Source organism: Halorubrum sp. SP9, from assembly GCF_005435015.1.
Lineage (GTDB): Archaea > Halobacteriota > Halobacteria > Halobacteriales > Haloferacaceae > Halorubrum > Halorubrum sodomense.
In genome coordinates this window covers 2259-2915 of sequence record NZ_SGXU01000068.1, presented here as the reverse complement: position 1 = coordinate 2915, position 657 = coordinate 2259, and the positions used below count along the sequence as shown (strand labels likewise).

General features: G+C 61.5%; 1 protein-coding gene. It reads right to left on the bottom strand.

Annotation, left to right across the window (positions count from 1 at the left end; translation table 11 throughout):
* Positions 1 to 657 (bottom strand): PGF-pre-PGF domain-containing protein (locus EXE45_RS20550; protein ID WP_199233657.1); only part of this gene is annotated, 657 nt, incomplete at both ends.

Below are 657 nucleotides of genomic sequence, written 5' to 3'. Positions count from 1 at the left end.
AACGAGCACTTCCAGCTCGGTTTCTCCGGTCTCATCACCGGTATTTTCGACCGTCGCTACGACATCGAACGCCTCATCGACCGTAACTTCGGTTGCGCTGAGGCTAGCCTCGGTGACCGAAAGTGAGGCGGGCTCAACTGCCGTGATTGCGAACGTGGAGAAGCCAGGCACCTCAGCCACGAACTCGCCATTGCCGCGGTGCGTCGTCTCGAAGCGTTCCCACGCACCCCGTGTCTCGTTGTACCGCTGGAGTTGGACGTTTTCCGGATCCACGTCGTTTTCCTCAAGCCGCTCGGGGTCAACCGTGAAGTCCCACTCAACACTGTTGTAGTCCTCATCGGTGAGGTTCCCTGCGTCCACGTCGACGTACGTGAAGGGGGTGCCAGTCTCAACCGGCGGTGCCGTTTCCGGCGGATCGTCACTCGTCGAGACGTTCACGGAGAAGGTGTCGCGATCCTGTGCGAGATTCACCGTGAAGTTCCGGACTGAGGCCCCGTTCCGGGACACGTTCCGGCCGACACCGAACCGGGTCGGCGTATTCGCGCGGATGTTTTGGACCGTGACTGCCGCACCGCCGTCGCGCTCAACAATCGTGAGATCCTCGGGCGCTGGTTCGACGACCTCTGGTGGCTCGTCATCAGCAGGTTCGTCGTTGGG